Raw genomic sequence first — 19,512 nt, 5'->3', positions numbered from 1 at the left:
ATGGTGCGCCACCAGCGCTCGCGCTGGTTCTAGTGGGTTCGATTCCCACCCCGAAATTTTTTTCATGAACGTTCGATAAAAATTTCGAGGGTGGGTCCCGCTGGGAGGCTGCCCTCGTCTCGAAGGAGGGATTGGCCATGTTGAAAAAACGCGAGCTGCAAGACTGCCATGCGCTGTACGAGCTGATGGTGCACCCGGACGTCTTCCCTTTCGTGCGCCAGAAAGCTCGCTCGTACGAAGAGTTTTTGTTTATGACCAAACAGCTCATCGAGGCGGAAGAACGCGGCGAACTGATTTCGCGCACGATTTTGGACGAATGGGGCAACCCGATCGGCACGATCAGTTTGTTTGACATCGAGAATGGCACCGGCTTTTTAGGCACGTGGCTCGGCAAACCGTATCATGGGCTCGGCTACAATCGCCGCGCGAAAGAAGCGTTTTTCCATGAACTGTTTTATGAGCTGTCGATTGAAACGGTGTTTTTGCGCATCCGCAAAGCTAACGTCCGTTCGATCAAAGCGGCTGAAAAACTGCCCTACATCACGCCCGCCAACGAAACGCGGCGGCCGCTGCTTGAACAAATCGGTGCGGACGTGTACGATTTGTATGAAATTACGAAAGACAACTACACGCTCTATACGATGCGCCATCCCTCCTTCGCCGCCGAAGAGGGGAAACGAAAGGAAGCGTAGGCGCGCCGATCGGAGCAGTCAAACAAGGATGTCCGTCCGGACATTCTTTTTTATGCATAAAAACGGAAGAATTCGTCCAAAATGAAAATCAACAAACGATCGATGAAAAGCGAGGGAACAAGCGATGGCGGAAAAACGAAAACGCGAAAAAGCGAAACATACGCTAACAAGCGCGCAAGAAGTCAGCTATGCCCGCGATTTCAAACTGGCGGACCAAGCGGGCGGCTATACAGCGAAAAAAGCTCGCCACTAAAAAGCCGCCCTTAGCTTTGACCATTCAGCCTGCACTGAGAAGGCTGGTGAAAAACGGCTGATCCCCTTCATCAATGGGAGAATGCGCGGAAAAAAGGACCGATACAACGAGGTTTTTCTAATTGAGAACTAACATTGTAAAGGCATATCCACGATGAAATCACCAGCCTCTTAGATAGGATTACCATTTATACCTTTGCCCCGTTCAAGCCATCCTAATCGATGAATCGTACGATTCACATCTTTCAGCAAGGGGGCATGGGGAATGGGTCGTTCTCGCGGACAACGAACGCGCGACAAAAACAAAGCGACTTTGCCGCAAGTGCCAAAACAGCTGAAATCTGACGGCATTGACGTGGACTATTCGCAAGAGTTTGCTGACCATGAAGATCTCGAAGCGCAAGCGCGCGCGGCGGCCGCTGGCATCCGCCGCCAAGAGCGCAAACGGTAACAACGAAGGTGTCCCGCCGCAACGGGACACCTTTGTCTCCCCATTCCTTACACTGTCGCTTCACCCTCGAGCTCTAACACTTGGCTGTACCGCTTGTAAAACCGTCCAAGCTCCCCTTTATAATGATCTTTCCACGGTTTTTCTTTCCCGCAATAATGGATAAAAACGGTGTTTTCCTCAATCCAAGCTAAATCGTGTTTCGGGTTGGGCAACAGCTGCAAAAAATCGTAATAACGCGCATCGTAATTGTAACGATAGCCGTCGACCGGCTTAATTTTGTCCCAATACAGCCCGTTCACTACATCCTGATCGGGCAGGACGAGCTTAAAGCGGTGATCGCGGATAAATTGATAAATGTCGGCAAGATGAACGTGCATGCGCATCAACTCCACGTTCATCATCATCACGCCCGTATTGAAATACCCCTTGGCGTTCGGCGTTTTCAGCCGCAGCTTATTGAATAAATTCGCCACTTTGGTCGAATGGGTGTGTTCAGCGGCAATGAATAAGTTCCCTTCAAAGTCCATCTCGTACAGCTCATCGATCGGATTGATCGCCACAATATCCGGATCAAGGTATAAGACGCGTTCAACATGCGGAGGCAAAAATAAATGGGCTGCCAATCGGTAATACATCTCAACCGTGTAGTGGCGGAACACAGGCGCATCACAAAACAGTTGCGGGTCCACATAGATCGATACAAGCTTATGCCCTTGTCTGCGAACGAATTCCCCGAGCGCTTCTAGGTCTTGTTCGGCAATGCGTGAATAAAGCAAGTAAAACGTAAACGGGCGCTGATTGTTGCAAAACAACGAATGCATCAACACCTTTAGCGGTGGAAGGTAATTGGCGTCTGTCGTCACTAACACATGAAACATCGACCCATCACTTCCTTTGCAGCATCGATTCCCCTTCCTTACCAAGTATATTCGCGCTTTTCTCTCGATTGCCTTCAATTGTCCCAGACGCTTCACTTCTTTTCCCTTGAGCGCCTCGAAAGCCCGATGGTCGGGAAAGCGGGCGCTCGGTTCGTTCAAAGGGAAGACGACACCGCTCAGCTTGTCTCACCGAAACGGTTACGCTTTTAGGATAGAAGAAATTTTTTTCCCTTTCAAGAAAAGAGCCAAACGGCGCTTTCCCCCTTTCCTCCTGTCTCCGATCACAACGCTTTTCCGCTTCTTCTAGGGCACGTAGCGGGCGAGTCCCGCCATGAACCAACGCCCGTAACGGGGACGCAAAAACCGCCTTGGTCCCACCTAACCTTTGAACAAACGCCGCCCGGCCCTTTTTCTATCTGAATATTTACAATTGACAAATGAAGCTTTATAATAAAAATAACTAGCCGTCTCCTGCCGGCACAGCCGCCTGCGCAGATCAGACGGCGCAGCCGATCCGTTTTTCGCCGCGGCTGCCCCCATCGGCAGCACCGATAAGGCCGGTGAAAAACCGCTGTCACACCAATTGGAGGCATTTTCATTCAGAAAAGAAAGCTGATTCTGTGAGGTTTCTCTCATTGAGAAATGAGAGGAACTCAGCAGTATTTTGCCCGAAATCACCGGCCTTCTAGAAGGCTGATGAAAAACGGTTGTTTCTTTTGCGCAATGGGGGAGCATTTGAAAGAATATCCTGATACGACAAGGCTTTTCTAGTTGAGAAACGAGGTCGGTAAGCGACCTGCTCCCTTAAATCACCAGCCCTAGGAGGACGGTGAAAAACCGCTAGTTCCCCTCATCAATGGGGGAACGCTCGAAAAACAGGACCGATGCAACAAGGTTTTTCTAGTTGAGAAATGAGATGGCAAAGAGGGATCTAGGATTAAATCATCAGCCTCCTAGACCGATTCGCAAAGAACTGTGCGGCCTGACACCACCCTATGCCGGGGTGTCTTCTCAGTCCGTTCCAGCCGGTTCCTATCCAAACGACTGCATAGGAACCGGCTTTTTCCATGAACGCGGAAGGGAGGGAAATGCCATGCCAGGAGCGCTAGATGGCGTGCGCGTGCTCGACTTGTCACGCGTCTTGGCCGGTCCGTATGCGACGATGATTTTAGGCGATCTAGGCGCCGATGTCATCAAAGTCGAAGCGCCAGGCGGCTCGGATGACACTCGGTTTTGGGGACCGCCGTTTCAAAACGGCATGAGCGCCTACTACACGGCGATCAACCGGAATAAGCGAAGCATGACAGTTGATTTAAAATCGGAAAAAGGCCGGGAAGCGATTCGCCGCCTCGCTGGGGGAGCCGACGTTCTCATTCACAATTTCAAAACCGGAACGATGGAACGGTGGGGACTCGGCTATGACGACTTATCGCGCCTCAACCCGCGTCTCATTTATTGTTCCATCACCGGATTTGGCGAGACCGGCCCGCTCGCCGCATTGGCCGGCTATGACTACATCATTCAAGCGATGAGCGGGTGGATGAGCATTAACGGCACCGAGGAAACCGGCCCGCTCAAAGTCGGGGTCGCCGTCACGGACGTGTTCACCGGCTTGTACGCCGCCATCGCGATCGAAGCAGCGCTGTTCGCTAGAGAAAAAACGGGACGCGGACAAAAAATTGATCTGGCGCTATTCGACTGCGCGGTCAGCGCGCTCGTGAACGTCGCCGCCAACTATTTATTGTCCGGCGCGGTTCCGAAGCCGCTTGGCAATGAACATCCTAACATCGTCCCTTACTCTACTTATGAGGCCAGCGACGGGCCGATCGTCATCGCCGTCGGCAACGATCGGCAATTTCAAGCGCTCTGTTCGCTTTTGTCCGACCGCGCTCTCGGGACCGACCCGCGCTTTCAGACGAACGCCGGCCGCGTCGCCCATCGCGACGAGCTCAATCGGCGACTGAACGCCGAGATCAAGCAACGACCGCGAGCCGAATGGCAGCGGCTGCTCGCCGAAAAAGGCATTCCGTGCGGGCCGGTGCAGACGCTTGACGAACTGTTCAGCCATCCGCAAACCGCCGCCCGGGAAATGACGGTGGCGATGCATCACCCGCTCATCGGTTCCTTGAAGCTGGTCGCCAGCCCGTTGAAACTTTCTGACACGCCGGTGTCGTACCGGCTCCCTCCGCCCCTTCCCGGCGAGCATAACGACGAAGCCGCCAAGGCGTGGGAAAAGCGGCCGGAATATGAAGGCGAAACAACCGCCGCAACTGATGATCGAATTCAAACCAATCGGACAGAAAGGGGATCCATCGATGATGAACTTTGATTTTACACCTGAACAAGACATGCTTCGGCAAACGGTGCGCAAATTCGTCGACCGCGAGATTATGCCGCATATCAAGGAATGGGATGAACGCGGCGAATTTGACCGCGCCATCTTCAAACGGCTCGCCGAACTGAACTTAATGGGCGTCTGCATTCCGGAAGAGTACGGCGGCATGGGCATGGATTACAACTCGCTCGCTATCGTCTGCGAAGAACTCGAACGCGGCGACACCGCCTTCCGCACCGCTGTCTCCGTCCACACGGGGCTGAACAGCTTAACTTTGCTGCAGTGGGGCACGGAAGAACAAAAGCGAAAATACCTCATCCCGCAAGCGCGCGGGGAAAAAATTGGCGCCTTCGGACTCACCGAACCGAACGCTGGATCGGACGTCGCCTCCATCCAAACGACGGCCGTTCGCGACGGCGATGATTACATTTTAAACGGACAAAAAACGTGGATTTCTCTCGCCGATATCGCAGATCATTTCCTCGTGTTTGCTTACACCGACAAAACCAAAAAACATCACGGCATTTCCGCCTTCATTGTCGAGCGGACGATGCCGGGCTTTTCCTCGCAGCCGATCAAAGGGAAGCTCGGCATCCGTTCCGGCAACACGGGCGAACTGTTTTTTGACAACGTCCGCGTCCCGAAAGAAAACTTGCTCGGTGAGGAAGGCGAAGGATTCAAAATCGCCATGTCTGCGCTTGACAACGGCCGCTTCACCGTTGCCGCCGGCGCGGTTGGCCTTATTATGGCATGTCTTGAGGCGAGCGTGAAATACTGCCATGAGCGAAAAACATTCGGCAAAGAAATCGGCCGCCATCAGCTCGTTCAACAAATGATCGCCCGCATGGAAGCCGGGTTGCAAATCAGCCGCCTGCTCGTTTACAAAGTCGGCTTTCTCAAAAACGAAGGCCGGCGCTGCACGCGAGAAACCTCGCTCGCCAAATGGGTCGCCTGCGACTATGCCAATCAAGCGGCCGATGACGCCGTGCAAATCCACGGCGCCTACGGCTATTCGAACGAATACCCGGTCGAGCGCTACTTGCGCAACTCGAAAGCGCCGGTCATTTACGAAGGAACGCGGGAAATCCATACGATCATGCAGGCGGAATACGTGCTTGGCTACCGCCAAGACAAACCGCTGCGCAAAACGTTGCCGGCATGGCGGCCCGCTGAGAGCTGAACGGACGGTGCCCGCGCGCCCAAAAACGCGGCTGTTCTCCATCGGCGGACGGGGAACAGCCGCTTCCTGATTTTACTCGTCCATTTTGCAATATTGTTTATACAAGTCTTTCAACGCCGCGCAAAGAGCGGAATGCGCCTTGCCCAAATATCCCTCATCGAGCTCGGCCAACAGCTCATCAATGCCCTCACGAAGCGAATGGCCGCGCAGCATCCGCGCGATATAATCACGTCCATGTTCGGTGGCGAGCGTGCACGATGCTTCGACGATCACCCCATACTTTTTATCAATTTCCGCCGTAATCGTCAGCGTATCATACAAGCTTTTGGCCGCCATTCCGGCCGGCAGCCGCGCATGGCCAGCGATAAATTGCGTTTTCACGAGTTTTCCTCCTTTCGCGCTGACATCCGTCATGATCCATGTTCGCCACCCGCTTCGCTTTTCCCTGCTGCGTTTGGCAGCAAGCGAAAAAAACGGCTGAGGGATCACCGCCCAGTTCTGGATACGAGCCGGCAATTAGTGACGTTTGGCAGCAAGCGAAAAAACGGCTGAGGGTGTCCCAAACGGAGCGGGACACCCTCTCTCATCGCTATATATAGACACTAACCGCCTCTCCACACTAGATGGTGTGTCTTTCTTGAGGGGAGATCGCCTTTTGGGTCATCCCCAAGCGGCCGATGATGACTGCTCAACGATCCCGTTCAAATGCAGGGACGGGCTGCTTCCCAGTTCAGCCACTCCCCGCTGTCAGGATCGATCGAGGCAAGCCGAAGCCAACCGTTTTGCACTTTGCGGCGAAACGCTTCGTCTGTATCGAGCAGGCGCTCGATAGACGAGGACGGCGCTTCAATGATGACAAGCAGCCTTAGCGGCGCGTGGAACCACTCGCCGTCAGAAACGGCCACCGACTGCCATGGCAAGCCAGCGAGCAAGTCGCTGCCGTTTCCTTGCATCACCCCGATGCCGCCGGTCACCGTCTGCGTCGTTTTGTCGCCGCTTCCGTAATAATGCGGCGCAACGGTGGAGGCGTAATATTGCAAGTTGATCCACTGCCCGACCGTCGCCGGTCCGGCAATGATGCCGGCGAGCGCCTCACCGCTTGGATCCTCGCGCCAATCGTAACTGTGCAAAAACACTCTTCCGTCCAAATGAGCTCCCTTCGTCAACGCCCGGCGGCCAATCAAGAAAGCGGCGTTGCCCGCCAACCCCCATTCCGGGCGGATTTCGCTCCAGTCCACCGCGCGCCGCCGCGCTTCAGCAACCGGATCGCGCGGCAGGCGGCCGACATGCGAGAGCTTTGCCATCCGTTCTTCGTTCGCTCGGCGACCGGCTTCACGTAACGCCTGCTGCAATCGTTCAAACGCCTGCGCGGCTGCCCCCGATAACGGCGGCACTTCCACCCACTGCAATTCATCAACGGTCGTAATATGTTCGGCCGCAATAAATACCGTCTCATCCGGGATGACAACCCCTTCTTTTTCCAACTGCGCGCGCACGTGCGGCAAATTGGCCAGCGCCGCAAACACACGGGCGTTGAACGCCCCAGCGGCGCCGCCGCACGCTCCGCAATCTAGCGCAGAAGCGTACGGATTGTTGGCCGTTTCGCTCTCATGACCGCAGACGACGACAAGCGGAGCAAACGAGGACGTCAACCCAATATTGACGAGGAGTTGTTTTACGTACTGCGCTTGCTCTTCTTTTGTCAACCCGATCGGCAATCCGGTCGTTTCGTCATGCCCTTGGCAATCCAGCGACAGCGTCGTCTTCGGTTTTTGCTCCGCCGCGGCGGACGCTTCATGCACGGCGCTTCCCGCCCAAGCCGGCGCCGCGCTGCGAGCAAGCGTATGCAAGCCGAGCCAAGGCCCGCTCATTTCCGGAAGAAGCAAACTGGCCAGCAAGTGCTGCTTCACTTTTTTGAACGTGCGGCCAACAAAACGGACGAGATCGCGCCGGCGACGATACGGCTCGGCAACTTCGGGAGCAGCGGTTTCCTTGATTTCATGCTGCGGCGCCACAATCGCCGGACAAGATGGATGGGCATCATGACCGTCCAAAACGCGCGTTTGAATCGGCAAGCCAAAAAAGCCAGCGCAACCATACGTTTCAAACGGCCCTGCCGCTTCGATCTGACGGCGGAACGGCTCGGAGCGGACATCGATGCAAAACAGTAGCTGCGCGGCCGCCTGCTCTTGGCTCGCGTCGTCCGGACGAACGGGACAAATCGCCTCTTTCAACTTCGCTTCATACGTATCCTCCCATGCCCCGAGCCAGAGATGACGGCGGTCAATCCGCCAAAACCGGTCAACGAACATCAAGCGGGCTTGGCGGTCTGAAAGCGACAAACGCTGCCATTCGTCAAGCGTCATCCCGCCCCACTGAATCCAAGCCGCCAAGAGGAACGCCGCCGCGCGGTCTTCTTTCTTTTCTTCCTCCTCAAGGGGCACATGCAAAGCAGCGAACACCCATTCAATCGACAAACGGACAGCCAAATAATCAAGCAGCCCACCGATTTCGTCCCCACTGCGGCGCGATTGCCACAAGACCATGCCCGCCCATCCCGGCAGCGCCAACAAATGGGCTTCCAAATACGCTTGCACGTCTTCCGTCCGCACGCCAAGCTTGTTCAGCGCCTGCTGCAACGCTTCTTCAGCGCGCTCCGGCCACTCGCAAATCCGCTTTCTCTCGTCCTTCGACAGCGAGGGGTCTTCGGGCGCCAAGCGCCGCCAAGCCGCATAAAAGCCTTGCTCGCGATGCGGCAACGCCCACACCGCCTCACCGCGGTCATAAAACAGCTTGCACCATTTGGCCGTTTGCTGGTCAAGCCGTTGGGTCAACTGAAGGCGCGCAGACACGGGAAAAACACAACGGCGGCGCGGCACCAACGACTCCAGCTCCACATCCGGAAGCGCTCCGTCCGGCAGCGCATCGTTCCAAAGAAGGGCGCGGCATAACCGCTCCGCTTCGTGGCGAGGAGCCGGAAGCGCGGTGGCGTCGAGCCACCGCTGTAGCCGCCGCTCGACAAACGCAAGATCAATGTCGCCTTTGGCCAGAGCGGCATGGAAAACAGCCATCGGCGGATACAGGTCAATGCCGTGCATTTCCTGCAGCCGATCCGCGACATGGACAAACGGCTCCTCCTCCAGCCCCATCCATGGATGGCGGGCGATAAACGCCGAAATCGGCCAAAGCGGGGCAATGACCTTGGCCGCCTCACTGATGAGGGAAGTGAGCGGACGGACGTCTTTTTTCCGTTCAGCCGATGTCCGCCCGGCGGAAACAACGGTTTTACTCATGGGCCATCCCCTCCTCTAAATAGGATGCGAGATAACGCGGGTGGGCTTCAGTCGCCGCTGGGCGCGGTTCCCCCCAATGCACGAGCCGCATATACAAACGAACGGCAAGCGGAGAGTGGCGGTGCTTCGCCGTCCAAACCGCTGCCAAGGCAGCCAAGGCAAACAAAAGGCAAACGCCCCATTCAAACGAAGAAGGCGGCAAAAAGGCGGATGACATTCGCGGATCGACCAATCGCAACAATTGAGCGCGCACCGTTTCGGACAATAACGCCAGCCCGACAACCGCCGTTAAACCGAGCCACCGCCCTTCGCGAAAATCTGCCAGCCTCCCCCAAGCCACTGCCGCCGACGCCGCCAGCAGCACCGAACTCAACAACCGGGCCGGCTCATGCGGAGCCGCTTGCCAAAAGACCGCACCGAGCATCAGCCCGACAACCATTCCTCCCCGCCACGAACCGGCCGTGACCCGTTCTCCCGCCCGGCCCACTCGCGGCACGACCGAACCGGACTGCAAAAAGAGCGTAGCTTTGAACAATCCGTGCAGCACTAAGTGCACCACCGCCGCCCCGTAAGCGCCAAGAGCGCATTGCACAAGCATCATCCCCATTTGCGCCATCGTCGAACCGACCAATTGCCGCTTGTAGTCGACATGAACAAAGCTGATGCCTGTGCCGATCAAAATCGAGACAAAGGCAAGCAAAAAGAGCAAAACATGCGCCCACGTGTCGGTAAAGAGCGGGGCAAAGCGCCCGAGCAACAAACCACCTGCATTCACCAATCCGGCGTGCATGACAGCTGACACAGGCGTCGGTGTCACGACCGATTCCATTAGCCAGCGGTGAAACGGCCATTGGCCGGCCGGAATGATGGCCGCCGCCAACAGCAACCCGTTAAATACCGCCCGTTCCCAAGCTTCCAAGTGGGCGATCCGCTCGGCGGATAACGCAGCGGTCAACGTCCATTCCCCGCTGTCGACCCCAAGCCAGACAGCCACAATGATCAAAGCGAGCCAACTCGCGCCAAACATCAGCCCCATTTGCCGAACGACGAACGGAACCGGACTCCATTCTTTTTTCAACGCTGTCAACGCCACAAGCCCCACGAGCGGCAACCCCCAGCACGCGGCGATCCACCGCAAGTCATGAGCGGCCCACGTGAGCGAAGCGGCCACCGTCGTCCACGTCAAAAGCATGAAGTACCACCGATAGCGGCGATCTCCATGCAAATAGCGAATCGAAAACCGTTGGATCGCCCAACTCAACAAAGAAACATACACGCCGAACAGCCAACTGACGGCATCAAACCGAAAGCGGCCCATATCCACCGTCCCAGCGCCGATCCACCCGATCAGCGCGACAGCCCCCGGCAGAAGCAACAGCCAAGCATGAACATGCACGTATCGCTCCGGCACACGCGGAAACAGCCAGATCAGCGCACTGATGAGGACAACGGCCACCGATACAAACCATCCCCAAGTGATCCATTCCATTCCCATTTCCGTCTCCTCCCCTCTGTTTGATGAGCCCTTGGTGCGGAAGAAAAGAAAAAACCGGCTATGTCAATCCGGCAAGGCGGCCCCACAAGGCCGTTTCATTGCCGAGCGATTGCTCATAGCCGGTTTACCTTCAACCAATCTTCGATGCGATTGTTTGAAGATCTCCCGCGCGCTCTCTCGCAATGGGCGACGGTCGGTTTCCCTTCAACGAACCTAAGCCGACCTAGGTTTTTTGAAGGGCTGCCGACAGCATCGTCCTCTCGATTTTCTTTTATCCTTACTATACAAAAGTTGTTTTTATTATACAACATCTTGATGGACGTGTCATGAAAAACGTTACTTTGTCAGCTGCTTTTCCAAATCGTGAAACAGCTTAAAAACAATGATGCGCTCGCCTGTTCGCGTACTCAAATCGGTGTGGAAGCTTTTCACCTGCTCGCCGGTGATCTCGAAAATCATCTCTTTCAACTCATCGACTCCCGATTCGACCAAACTCGTTCTCGACCGTTTCACCGCCAGCATCCCTTCTTTCGTCTCGCACAGCGCATACTCCGCCGGCGTCAAAATGCCGTGCAAGGACACGATGATCATGTCGCGCAAAATATCGGTTTTGACCGACACCGAGCCGCGGCCAAGAAAGTCTTTTTCCCATTTCGTCAACGCTTTGCTGATTTCGGATTCGATCCAGCCTTTGGATTTGTTCATGCCCTGACCCCCTCACTTGCCCGCGGCTTCCCGCCGCTTTCGCCACGTTGCACTCATAACCTTTATTATAGCGGCAATGGCTTCATGGCGCTAGAGTCAAATCACCGGAAAACGGGGAAAAACCGGAGGAGACAGCCGCCGCTGTTCCGAGCAAAGGGGCTGATGTTTCTCTTTTGCCCTATGATCCAGCGGGGCGTGTTTATTTTGTTCCCAGTAAAAGCACTGATGTTCCTCCCCGCAACAAGCGCCGGTTGTTTAGGCGGAAGCACAGCCGGGTGGCAAAAAGCGGACACCGCTTCGCGCAGCCCTCTATTCCTAGCACTGCCGGCAGCGAAGCGTCCGCAGCCGATTGAGCGCCGCCGCCAGCTCGAAGCGGCGCGGGCGGGCGAACTCGCCGGGATGGCCGTTGCGGAAAGAAATCGAGCCAAGCCCATGTTGGTCCCACCGTTCCTCGATGGCATCGAGCAATTGCCGGACGGTCTTCGTTCCGTCGAGCCACCCTTTTCGCTCCATATACAAAAACGCCGCAGCGATCGCTCGCGTCTGGCTGTCGTCAACAAGCTGCTCGAGCGCATACAACAGCACGTCCGTCAGCCCGTATTGAATGACATGGCGACCGCGCGCGACCGCTTTCGCTTTCTTTCCTTTTTGGCTGTTTAAGCTCTCCGGCAGCGGGATGCGTTCACGAATGCGGCCAAACGACACTCCGCCTTCCGCTTTCCGCCCCGATGGCATCTTGGCCGCGATCTGTTTCGCTTCGCTGGTCACATCGGATGGAACATACTGTTCCAGTTTGATCACACAATCGGCAATCTCAAAATAATCCCCTAACCCTCCGACGACCAAGACAGTCGAAATGCCGTAGTCGTGAAACAGCTGGCGGGCTTTGTCGATATACGGGGTGATCGGCTCGGCTTCTTTCGCGATGAGCGCCTGCATGCGCGCGTCGCGCATGAACAAATTTGTGGCGCTTGTATCTTCATCAATCAAAAACGCCGACGCCCCCGCTTCGATCATTTCGATCATGCTCGCGGCTTGCGAAGTGCTGCCGCTCGCGTTTTCCGTCGAAAAGCGCGTCGTCTCCTTGCCGTACGGCAGCGTGCCGATAAACGGGGAAATATCGACATTGGCCACGCTGCGGCCGTCCTCAGCGCGAATTTTCACCGCCCCGCTGTCAGTGATGACAAACTCCCGGCCATCGCCGGCGATATGGTCATACACACCGTGCTCTAACGCCTGAAGCAGCGTCGATTTTCCGTGGTAACCCCCGCCGACAATGAGCGTGATCCCCTTCCGGATGCCCATGCCTTTGATCGGTTCGGCGCGATGCGGCACCGGAATCGCCACCTCGAGCTCCGGCGGGCTTTGAAACGGCACCGCACCTTTCCGCAGCGGCTTGTCGCTCACCCCGCTTTCGCGCGGCAAGATCGCGCCGTTGGCGACAAACGCCACCAATCCGCGCTCATGCAAATAGCGGCGGATGGCATGCTGTTGATCGGCCAGCTCGACCGCCGGGCGGATCTCCTCTTCACGAAGGCCGTACACCGCCCGCTCGATCACGGCTGGAATTTGTTGAAAAAAAATGCTCTCGGCTTCCTTCGCTAAAATGCGCCGCCCGTTGGCCGGCAAGCCAACCGATAAACAAATGGCGATCGTCTCATCGGTGATGCACACCGCCGTTCGCTCGAGCACCTTCTGCCCCGGTGCGTCGATCGACACGAGCCCGCTTTTTCCCGACCCGCGCGCCCGCGCCGGCCATTGCCGCAGTTCGTGATGGACGCGGCGCGCCAACACATCTTCGCAACGGACGCGGCGCGGTTTCGTGTTCGTCCACTCCGATGTCAACACCGTCTTCACCCGTGGCACGATCACCTGAATTTTCGACGGTTCCGCAAACGGGTCGCCTTGCACATGGTCAATCGCCAAAGTAAACGCCGGAAAGGAATACTCCCCCTCAATCGCTTTGTACGCTTTATATCCCTTTTGGTCAATAGCCCGCAGTCGTTGTCTGAGCGCCTCCATTGCACCCACACCTTCCTTTCGCTGTTCACCGTGGACTCCTTTATGCACCACTTTGATTGTATCGCAAACCGAACGCCTTCATCCAGAGCCATCAAAAACGGTGGCTCGCCTATTCTTCGGGCGAGCCGCCTGCCGCTTACCGGTCTTTCATCCCCGTATAGATCCAAATCGCTTCTTTGAGAAACTCAGCCGCTCCCGGATGCACTTGGTCATAATACGCTTTGAACCGTTCGTCCTCGACATACAAGCGCGCCAGTCCGGCATGCGCTTCCTTCGAATAATGATCCCACCAGAAGCAAAGCCATTGACGGTGCAAATCCGCCGCCCGTTGCGCCGCCTCGCCGGCCGGGTCGCCATCTTGCATCGCTTCTTTCAATGCCTCAAGCACCTCTTGACTGAGCCGTTCCGCCTCATCAAACTGTTCCTTCGTCATCTTCCGCAGTCTGTCGTTGGAACGATCGACCTGTTCATCGCCATACTTCTGGCGAATTTCTTCGCCATATTTCCGCTCGTTTTCTTCAACCAGCTGCTCCTTGAACGCGGCAAACTTTTCCTCGTCGCTCATTGAGATTCCCCCTTCTTTCGCGGCAATCGTTTGTTCAACGCTCGCAATCAACGCATCGAGATGTCGTCTTTTTTCCAACAGCTGTTGGCGGTGCTCCCTTAGCGCTTTCAGTTCATCAAAGGACGGGGAATGAATAATTTGTTTGATCGTTTCCAAATCGACGCCAAGTTCGCGGTAAAAAAGAATTTGCTGCAAACGATCGACTTCGCGCGGCCCGTATAGCCGATACCCGGCGTCGCTCAACCGCGCCGGCTTCAGCAACCCAATCTGATCGTAATACCGAAGCGTCCGACTTGTCACCCCCGCCAGTTTGGCCAACTCATGCACGGTGTACTCGATGTTCCTCACCTCCCTATGGATGACGATACACCTTGACGCAACGTCAAAGTAAAGAGGAAAATGAAAAAAAGGGCTCCCAAGGGCCCTTTTCACGTCCCGCAAAACGTCCGGTACGGCCGGTCGGACGGCGGCGGCAGTTCCGCGTACTCGGCTTGTTCCGGCGAATAAGCGTACGGGTCGGCCAGCGCTTCGAGGAAACGCTCCATCACGCTGTAGTCGCCGCAATTGACCGCGGCGGCCAATGCCTCTTCAACCCGATGGTTGCGCGGAATGACGGCCGGATTATGGCGGCGCATCCGTTCATACGCTTCTTCCCGCGAAACCGCTTCTTGGCTGAGCCGCGTTTGCCAGCGCTCGTGCCACTCGCGAAACTCGGAAGCGTCAAAGAGCGCCGTTCCGGTGTACTCGCCTAACGTCAACGCCCGGAACGTGTTCGTATAGTCAGCGCGGTATTCTTCCATCAGCCGCAATAAATCGGCGATAAGCCCGCCATCCCCCGCTTGCGCTTCAGCCAAACCGAGTTTCGCTCTCATCCCGTCGAGCCAATGACGATGATACAACGTCGGATATTGATCGAGCGCTTCCTGCGCCAACGCCACCGCCTTTTCCTCATCCTTATCCAGCAGCGGCAGCAAGCTCTCCGCCAATCGGGCTAAGTTCCAGCCCCCGATATACAGCTGATTGCCGTACGCATACCGCCCTTCCGTATCGATGGAGCTGAACACCGTCTTCAAGTCATACGTGTCCATAAACGCGCATGGCCCGTAATCGATCGTTTCCCCGCTGATCGTCATGTTATCGGTGTTCATCACCCCGTGGACGAAACCGACAAGCTGCCATTGGGCGATCAATGCCGCTTGCCGGGCGATGACTTGTTCAAGCAAAAACAAATAGCGGTTCTCAGCCTCCTCAAACCGAGGGAAATGCCGCTCGAGCGCGTAATCGGCCAACGCGCGCAGCTCTTCTTTCGTCCCCCATTGCGCCGCGTATTGGAACGTCCCGACACGCAAATGACTTGAGGCGACGCGGGTTAACACCGCCCCAGGCAGTTCGGTTTCCCGCCGAATCGTCTCTCCCGTTGTCACGACCGCCAAGCTGCGGGTCGTCGGAATGCCAAGGGCGTGCATCGCCTCGCTCACGATGTACTCCCGCAGCATCGGCCCGAGCGCCGCCCGCCCGTCGCCGCCGCGCGAATACGGCGTTCGTCCCGAGCCTTTCAGCTGGATATCCACCCGCTTGCCACTTGGGGTGACATGCTCGCCGATGAGCACCGCCCGTCCGTCGCCAAGCATCGTGAAATAGCCGAACTGATGCCCGGCATACGCCTGCGCCAGCGGCTCAGCCCCGTCCGGAATCCGATTTCCCGCCAGCACCGCCACCCCTGCGTCGCTTCGCAATGCTTCTTCATTCAACCCAAGTTCTGCCGCAAGCGGCCGGTTGAGCACCGCCAGTTCTGGCGCGCGCACCGGTGTGGGGAGAACGCGGCTGAAAAAGCGTTCCGGCAGCCTTGCATAACGGTTGTCAAACGTCCAACCCGCATCCAATTTGCTCATCTCCTTTTTCGGCCAAGCTATAGTTCTATTGTATGGCAAAGCAGACGACATAATAAATCGAAAACACGCGGTTCGCCCCAAAAATTCGACCGCCCCGTTTCGACGAAACCCGCCATCTTTTCTCTTCCGCTTCCGTTCCGTTTCGCCTATAATGGCGATGAGGAGGTGAAACGAATGGAAGAAAACACGATCATCCAAGCGGTGCTGCACGCCCTCGAACAACATTCCGACAAAATCAGCTCGAAAATGGAGGAAATGGAACAACGACTCCGCGGTGAAATGCACGAAATGGGCCAGCAGCTCCGCAGCGAAATCCATGCTGTCGAAACCCGTCTTGAAGCCAAAATCGATTCCCTTCGTGAGGAAATGCAACAGATGAACAGACAACTGAACGAACGAAGCGATCGCCTCGAAGAAGAACTCGCAGACACGCAAACCTCGGTCGACGTGTTGACCACGAAGGTGCTCCATCACGACCGAAAGCTTCGCCAATTGGCCAAACAAGCGTAATTCCTCTCGAAACGTTAGCCTTTTTGACCCACCGCAACGAACAAAACCGCTCCTGTTTCATCCTCCTGTTCCGTTTGATGAAATGGAGCGGTTTTCGTCTGAACATGGCGATCTTTTTCCCATCGCGGCCAAATGATGCACTCCTCACTTCACCAGCCCATGCCGAAACGCATAAATGACCGCTTGCGTCCCATTTCTTGAACGCATAGTACAAGATCGCCAGCGTGATCGCCAGCCCGACAAGCGGCCCGAGATGAAACAAGAGCACCAATAAAGCGGCCGCGCCGGCAACGAACAACCCGATCTTTTTTGCCATCCTTTCGCCTCCTTTCGCTTCCTATCGTATCGCATCCCCGCAAACTCCCATCACGTTCCGAAGATATATTTTGACTACGACTCAAGGCGTATTTTTCAAAATAGGAAGCGAGGTGGTCACTGCAGCCGCGCCACTTGTATTAAAATCATTTCCATATGAAAAAGACAAACAGAGCACTCCTTGTGCCGCGTGAAACTGTTTTTTACGGCAACAATGGAAATACATTGTTTCGCTGCCCCATCAATCCCCCCCGAGGAAACATTGCCGTTCTTCCCGAGTCCGGCAGCGACGAGGCAAAAAAATGCCTCTCATCCCTTGATACCAAAGGGACGAGAGGCATTTGCGCGCGTAATCCGACACTTCTCCTGCCAACGTCTCGATTTCCCAAGCCTGCCTAGGGGAAAGAAACCGCGAAATGCGTTTGGCCAGACGCTCCAAGGCAGCGCGATCCACCTCGTCTTCACGTCCCAATGAATCAATCCCCTTCGCTTTCACCTGATTCTTATAATTATCTCCCCGACCTTTGTAAACTATACTATAATTTAAATGTGAATAGAACTTTTTTATTTGCTCATTTTTCATCTCATAACCTCTCATGCAGTTTGATTTTCTCCCACGTCTTGAGTAGATTTTTATCCTCCGCTGCAACAAAATCCGTATCTAATTTCAAGACAATCTTCTCATCTTTGTGTCTAGGTATAATATGAAAATGAATATGTTTAATATCTTGCTGTGCCCAATATCCGTTATCTTGAATTATTGTAAAGTCTTTGCAAATTCCCGATTTAATTAATTTTTTTGACACTATTATCAAGGAATTCATTAAAGCATTAGCGATTTGATTGTCTTTTATATAATCAAGCCTCTCTATATGTTTATTGGTGACTATTAAGGTATGACCAATACTTACCGGATTTATATCAAGAAATGCTGTTACATAATCATCTTTATAAACCTCATAGCAGGGAGACTTACCATTAACGATTTCGCAGAATATACATTTGTTCATTTTACTCATTTACACTTTACCAAGTGTTCCTCTCTTTCTAACAATTTTTTCACAACTCACAAAAAAATAACACTCCTAATGTAGAGCAAATTCTCTAACATAAATTTACAACCAAATAAAAACGGAGACATGAACCCAATTCCTTAGTTAGAATCGATGTACCACCAACTCCCCACAAGGAGGTTCATGTCTTAGGAATCGATGAGCACATCATCAAGGAATCCACCCATTTTTCATGACGCTGGGATTGGCGCTTGATTTCTCGAAACCGGTCATCAAGCATCTCGTTCAAAATGTGTTCATGGATTCCTAGTATCCATCCCAAGCGCTCATCGAAGCCTGTCTGAAACAAGGATTCCATGTCATCGCCATGCTCAAGACGAACCGAATTCTCTACCCGAAAAGCATCGCCATCCAAGCGAAGAAGTTCGCCCGCTATATCGAGCCCAACGACACCCGCCTCGTCACGGTGGGGAACGAGCGTTACCGCGTGTATCGCTACGAGGGAGCGATCCATGGCCTCGATGACGCGGTGGTGCGGCTGGCTTGGAAGGCGGATCAACCGATGACACCGGATCACTTGAGCACCGACCGGGAGCTGAGTGACGAAGACATCTTGCTTATATTAACGTTTCATATGTTCAAAGATTTTCTAATTGATGAATTTCCTTACTAAGCAAAGGAATAATCCCCATCAAAGTTCCCCAGATCCCAGTGAAATAAAAAATATAATGAACAGGTATAATATCCGCTAAGTATCCTGTTAGAAATACAGTTAATGGCATGGCAAGCGATGAAATACTTGCTACTAATGTATCAATTCTAGCGCGATATTCTGGCTTGACAAGAGTTATTAAAAGTGTATTGACTGTAACAGTATAAAATAGCAAGAAAAATGTTTGAATAGCTATTAAAATATATGCAAAAAACAATTGATCATAAAACCCAATTAGAGCAATACTTAAACTTGGGATTATTAAACCTAAACTTAAGGGAAATATTGGTTTTATTTTCTTTATAATTCGTCCAATAAACAATCCAGTGATTATTGACGTTGCCACACCAGTTGCTTCAATGAACCCGTATTGAGCTGCAGTTGCTCCATACTGTGTTTTAAATATATATATATTCAAATGACCAACAGAGACAATATTTACTCCCATATTTATTAACGTTAGAATAAGTAAAACTCGAAGTTTTACCAATAACTTAACTCCATCTTTAAATTCTCTCCAAAATTGTTTCTTTTGTTTTGATTTTTCGTCATTAACTATTATTCCATTTTTAGGAAGTACTAACCAAGAAGATAAAAGTGCAGCGAATAAAAATATTAATGAATGAGTGAACATAATTCCGATAAGACCAATAAGAGAGAACAATATTCCACCAACAGCATTACCTATTAATATTCCTGTTTTACCAGCAGATGATAAAAAACCACTAACTTCAGCAATACGATCAGTCCCAACTAAATTTGGTAACATACGTCTTCGTGAAGGTGAAATGAATGTTTGTGCAATATCATTTAAAATAACCATTGCCATAACAGCAACTATAATATAGTCATCCAAAAACAAATAAAAAAATATAAGTATAAAACCTATTAACCCCAATGCTATATATGCTTTTATCATTGCATTTTTTGGACTCGTGCGGTCAACTAAAACCCCAATCAACGGGCCAGCAAAGACATTAACAATATATGTAATAGCAGTAATAGCTGAAGTAATAAAAGCTGAACCAGTTCGTTCAAGGACAAACCATGATAAACAAAGTGTAAAAATTGCATCTGCTATAGTACCTAAAGCTGTCGTACTAACAATTAATGACATATTTCGTTTAACAGGAATTTGCAATGACTTTAGCTTTGTACGTTCTGATTGGTTTTCCAATCTATATCCCACCTTAGCTATATAT

General features: G+C 53.4%; 18 protein-coding genes and 2 pseudogenes. 7 read left to right on the top strand and 13 right to left on the bottom strand.

Translation table 11 applies throughout. From position 1 onward, the window contains the following. Positions 1 to 137 precede the first annotated feature (137 nt). The 3 genes from NST29_RS03120 (at position 138) to NST29_RS03110 (ending at position 1,395) form a co-directional block, all read left to right on the top strand. Positions 138 to 692: a GNAT family protein gene (locus tag NST29_RS03120; protein ID WP_033018873.1), complete on the top strand. Its 555-nt coding sequence runs from the start codon at positions 138 to 140 to the stop codon at positions 690 to 692. A gap of 124 nt (positions 693 to 816) precedes the next feature. Beyond that, positions 817 to 945 carry a YfhE family protein gene (locus tag NST29_RS03115; RefSeq protein ID WP_081897257.1) on the top strand — a complete coding sequence of 43 codons (129 nt, stop codon included), beginning with the start codon at positions 817 to 819 and terminating at the stop codon, positions 943 to 945. 264 nt (positions 946 to 1,209) lie between these two features. Beyond that, complete coding sequence (locus tag NST29_RS03110; protein WP_033018872.1) at positions 1,210 to 1,395, top strand: YfhD family protein; 186 nt, start codon at positions 1,210 to 1,212, stop codon at positions 1,393 to 1,395. A gap of 47 nt (positions 1,396 to 1,442) precedes the next feature. Here NST29_RS03110 and NST29_RS03105 read toward each other — a convergent pair whose 3' ends face one another. Next, positions 1,443 to 2,273: a glycosyltransferase family 8 protein gene (locus NST29_RS03105; protein ID WP_033018870.1), complete on the bottom strand. Its 831-nt coding sequence runs from the start codon at positions 2,271 to 2,273 to the stop codon at positions 1,443 to 1,445. A gap of 378 nt (positions 2,274 to 2,651) precedes the next feature. Then, positions 2,652 to 3,008 (bottom strand): hypothetical protein, encoded by a 357-nt coding sequence (locus tag NST29_RS03100; protein WP_131385699.1) that lies wholly within the window; start codon positions 3,006 to 3,008, stop codon positions 2,652 to 2,654. A gap of 358 nt (positions 3,009 to 3,366) precedes the next feature. On the opposite strand from NST29_RS03100, the gene NST29_RS03095 reads away from it, so the two are divergent. Then, positions 3,367 to 4,602, top strand: a complete 1,236-nt coding sequence (locus tag NST29_RS03095) for a CoA transferase (RefSeq protein ID WP_165570929.1) — start codon at positions 3,367 to 3,369, stop codon at positions 4,600 to 4,602. Beyond that, positions 4,589 to 5,788 (top strand): acyl-CoA dehydrogenase family protein, encoded by a 1,200-nt coding sequence (locus tag NST29_RS03090; RefSeq protein ID WP_033020039.1) that lies wholly within the window; start codon positions 4,589 to 4,591, stop codon positions 5,786 to 5,788. Before NST29_RS03095 ends, NST29_RS03090 begins: the two co-directional genes overlap by 14 nt. Positions 5,789 to 5,860: 72 nt before the next feature. On the opposite strand, the gene NST29_RS03085 is transcribed toward NST29_RS03090, so the two are convergent. The 7 genes from NST29_RS03085 to NST29_RS03055 form a co-directional block, all read right to left on the bottom strand. Next, on the bottom strand, positions 5,861 to 6,169 hold the full coding sequence (locus NST29_RS03085) for a DUF3870 domain-containing protein (protein ID WP_033020043.1): 309 nt from the start codon (positions 6,167 to 6,169) through the stop codon (positions 5,861 to 5,863). 320 nt (positions 6,170 to 6,489) lie between these two features. After that, positions 6,490 to 9,081: a DUF2309 domain-containing protein gene (locus NST29_RS03080; protein ID WP_033020037.1), complete on the bottom strand. Its 2,592-nt coding sequence runs from the start codon at positions 9,079 to 9,081 to the stop codon at positions 6,490 to 6,492. Continuing rightward, the gene (locus NST29_RS03075) at positions 9,074 to 10,576 is read right to left on the bottom strand and encodes an NADH dehydrogenase subunit 5 (RefSeq protein ID WP_033020036.1); all 1,503 of its coding nucleotides are present in this window, start codon (positions 10,574 to 10,576) and stop codon (positions 9,074 to 9,076) included. The genes NST29_RS03080 and NST29_RS03075 overlap by 8 nt, the downstream gene beginning before the upstream one ends. Positions 10,577 to 10,912: 336 nt before the next feature. Continuing rightward, the gene (locus tag NST29_RS03070) at positions 10,913 to 11,281 is read right to left on the bottom strand and encodes a DUF2294 domain-containing protein (RefSeq protein ID WP_033020034.1); all 369 of its coding nucleotides are present in this window, start codon (positions 11,279 to 11,281) and stop codon (positions 10,913 to 10,915) included. A gap of 315 nt (positions 11,282 to 11,596) precedes the next feature. After that, positions 11,597 to 13,303 carry an ABC-ATPase domain-containing protein gene (locus NST29_RS03065; protein WP_033020033.1) on the bottom strand — a complete coding sequence of 569 codons (1,707 nt, stop codon included), beginning with the start codon at positions 13,301 to 13,303 and terminating at the stop codon, positions 11,597 to 11,599. A gap of 136 nt (positions 13,304 to 13,439) precedes the next feature. Beyond that, entirely contained in the window at positions 13,440 to 14,228 is a 789-nt protein-coding gene (locus tag NST29_RS03060) for a MerR family transcriptional regulator (protein ID WP_033020041.1), read from the bottom strand. 68 nt (positions 14,229 to 14,296) lie between these two features. Beyond that, a complete protein-coding gene (locus tag NST29_RS03055) occupies positions 14,297 to 15,760 on the bottom strand; it encodes a YdiU family protein (protein ID WP_033020031.1) in 1,464 nt (487 codons plus the stop codon). A 174-nt stretch (positions 15,761 to 15,934) separates the two neighbouring features. On the opposite strand from NST29_RS03055, the gene NST29_RS03050 reads away from it, so the two are divergent. Continuing rightward, complete coding sequence (locus tag NST29_RS03050; RefSeq protein WP_033020030.1) at positions 15,935 to 16,270, top strand: hypothetical protein; 336 nt, start codon at positions 15,935 to 15,937, stop codon at positions 16,268 to 16,270. 190 nt (positions 16,271 to 16,460) lie between these two features. Here NST29_RS03050 and NST29_RS03045 read toward each other — a convergent pair. From NST29_RS03045 to NST29_RS03035, 3 genes and pseudogenes are all read right to left on the bottom strand, one after another. Then, positions 16,461 to 16,586: pseudogene (locus NST29_RS03045) on the bottom strand (flagellar basal body rod protein); the annotation flags it as partial. 240 nt (positions 16,587 to 16,826) lie between these two features. Beyond that, a complete protein-coding gene (locus NST29_RS03040) occupies positions 16,827 to 17,057 on the bottom strand; it encodes a hypothetical protein (protein ID WP_235207602.1) in 231 nt (76 codons plus the stop codon). A 112-nt stretch (positions 17,058 to 17,169) separates the two neighbouring features. After that, positions 17,170 to 17,604: an HIT domain-containing protein gene (locus NST29_RS03035; RefSeq protein WP_033020026.1), complete on the bottom strand. Its 435-nt coding sequence runs from the start codon at positions 17,602 to 17,604 to the stop codon at positions 17,170 to 17,172. A 292-nt stretch (positions 17,605 to 17,896) separates the two neighbouring features. Here NST29_RS03035 and NST29_RS03030 point away from each other — a divergent pair. Then, positions 17,897 to 18,214, top strand: a pseudogene (locus NST29_RS03030) (IS701 family transposase); the annotation flags it as partial. Between the two features lie 22 nt (positions 18,215 to 18,236). On the opposite strand, the gene NST29_RS03025 reads toward NST29_RS03030, so the two are convergent. Continuing rightward, positions 18,237 to 19,487, bottom strand: a complete 1,251-nt coding sequence (locus NST29_RS03025; RefSeq protein WP_235598025.1) for an MFS transporter — start codon at positions 19,485 to 19,487, stop codon at positions 18,237 to 18,239. Between the last annotated feature and the right edge of the window lie 25 nt (positions 19,488 to 19,512).

Source organism: Geobacillus sp. FSL W8-0026 (genome assembly GCF_037966255.1).
Taxonomy (GTDB): domain Bacteria; phylum Bacillota; class Bacilli; order Bacillales; family Anoxybacillaceae; genus Geobacillus; species Geobacillus icigianus.
This window is presented reverse-complemented; position numbering and strand designations above follow the sequence as displayed.